Raw genomic sequence first — 2,229 nt, forward strand, 5'->3', positions numbered from 1 at the left:
GCCACCAACTGCACGGCGACCGACCGGGACGAAGCGGTGACGTACTTCGGCACCACCACCCGGACGCTGCTCGCCACCGAGGAGCGGGCCGGTGTCCGCCACCACGTGCTGCTCTCGATCGCCGCCGTCGACCGCGTCGAAGGCAACGCGCACTACGCCGGCAAGCGCGAGCAGGAGCGCCTCGTGACCGAGGGCCCGGTGCCGTGGACGATCGTCCCGGCCACCCAGTTCCACGACTTCGCCGCGATGGTGACGAGCTGGACCGAGCGGGAAGGCACCGCCACCATCGCGCCCCTGCTCGTCCAGCCGATCGCACCCGCGGACGTGGCCGACATCCTCGCCGAGATCGCCACGGGCGCACCGCAGGGGCGTTACCGGGAGGTCGCCGGCCCCGAGCCGCAGGACCTGGTGGACATGGCCCGGCGCACCAACGACGCGCGCGGCCGTGCGGTCAAGCTCGTGCCGACGTGGTCAGCGCTGTTCGGCCCGGCGATGGCCGGTGACGTGCTGCTGCCCCGTGCGGGCGCCCGCATCGCGCCGACCACCTTCGACGAGTGGCTCGCACAGCAGCAATAGCGTCCCCCTCCACAGCACCCTGCGCTGCTGCCATCGCGGTAGGCGGTAAGACGGCAGAGCCTGGGAGACAGCTGGGTTGTCGGTGAAGGTGACGCGTCGTCGACGGCATTCCGGCCGTGATGGCAGCGGCACAGGTCTCCCCGATGATCACAGAGCGTCGCAACTCCATGATCACGGAAGCTGTGCCTGCCCTGTCTACCCGCTGGCCCCTGCTGGCCGCCTATCTGCGCGACCTCTAACTCGCCGCGTTCGGCGGCCCGCTCCTCCAACTGCCGGTAGGTCAGCCCGCTGTGCTCCTTGAGCCGCCGCAGCAGTCCGACGTACTCGGCCGGATTCCGCGCCTCACCGGGCTCCGAGCCGCCTAAGATCGCCATTCCGGCATTGTCGTCACGCGTCTCACACCCGGCAATCCCCGTCCCGGCCACGTCGGGCGTCCCGCCTCCGCCGTTCCGGACAGCCTTCCGACCAGCCCGGACGGCCCGGCCCTTGTCCCGGACAGCGCGAACCGTTGCCGGACAAGATCTCGCGGCCCAGGCTCGGTTGGCGTCGCCGCAGGCCGGACCCACGGGGGTGGCCGGCGCAGCCTGCCACGGAAAGCGTGCCCGCGCCGGACTCCTCGGCCAGGGCCTTGCCCTTGTAACTCTCCCCCCGCTCCCGGCTGCGCTCGAGCGGGAGGCACCCCCACTGCTCCGCGTCGACTGCTTCCTGCGGAAAGCTTCTGCCAGGCGAACCGGTCTGGGCTACTCCAACTGTCCGTGGCCATGTCACCAGTCGGTGACAGCGTTGTCCTGGAGCGGAGACGCCGGTATCCCTTTGGCTCGAGGCCCCGTCATAGTGATCGAGCGACCACCGGGAGCCGTCACGGCTTCTGTCTCGACTACCGGGCACTAAAAAGGGGATTTCATGTCCAGCAACCGCCGCAAGGCCTTACTCGTCTCCGCAGCCATCGTGTGCGGCACCCTGCTGATGACCGCATGTGAGGACGGGGACGTGGACGCCGGCGCCGCGCAGGACTCCTCGCCGGCCGCCCCTTCCGATTCGTCGGCCACGGGCGACGGCCAGAGCAGCGACAAGGGTTCCTCCGCGACGGGCGGGGAGACCGGGGAAGCGGCCGGTTCCGGCGCCGACACGGGCGACGGCGAGCGGAAGCCGGTCGAGCAGGTCTGCGGCGCCAACGACATCTCCTGGAGCACCAAGTCCGAGAGCCAGGCCGGCGGCTACATCCTGATCATGGCCAAGGCGAAGTCGGGGATCACCTGCTACCTGCCCGCCGAGCTTCCGACCGTGGCGTTCGGCTCCGACGGCACCCAGGCGGGTCCCGCGGAACAGACGGTCGGCGAGCAGATCAAGCTGAGCGGGAGCACCACCGCGTATGCCGGGGTGAACCCGAAGACCACCAAGGACAACGGTGGCAAGGAACTGAACTTCATCATCGTCGGTGTCGGTAATGACGACCCCAACCCGGTCTCCCTCAAGGTCGGCGCCATCACCGTCGACGGCCCGGTCGTCACCAACTGGCACACCGCCCCGGCCGACGCCGTCCCCTTCAGCTGACCGGATCGCAGTTCGCGATCCGTCCTGGGCCGTGTCCGTGAAGTGGCGTCGTCCGTCCGCAGGGCAGGGCTCGCGGTGTCCGGTGCGTTGTGATCGCAA

The 2,229-nt window shown here is 69.9% G+C and carries 2 protein-coding genes; both read left to right on the forward strand.

Translation table 11 applies throughout. The annotated features are described in order from the left end of the window. A partial coding sequence (locus ACFP2V_RS37325; RefSeq protein ID WP_381220744.1) for an SDR family oxidoreductase occupies positions 1-576 on the forward strand: 576 nt, incomplete at its 5' end. A 903-nt stretch (positions 577-1,479) separates the two neighbouring features. After that, the gene (locus ACFP2V_RS37330; protein ID WP_381220747.1) at positions 1,480-2,130 is read left to right on the forward strand and encodes a DUF4232 domain-containing protein; all 651 of its coding nucleotides are present in this window, start codon (positions 1,480-1,482) and stop codon (positions 2,128-2,130) included. Positions 2,131-2,229 lie beyond the last annotated feature (99 nt).

The sequence above is a fragment of the Streptomyces incanus genome (assembly GCF_042656345.1).
Lineage (GTDB): Bacteria > Actinomycetota > Actinomycetes > Streptomycetales > Streptomycetaceae > Streptomyces > Streptomyces incanus.

Coding starts and splice junctions, on each gene's coding strand:
- ACFP2V_RS37330 (WP_381220747.1), top strand. CDS start 1,480: ATGTCCAGCAACCGCCGCAAGGCCTTACTCGTCTCCGCAGCCATCGTG.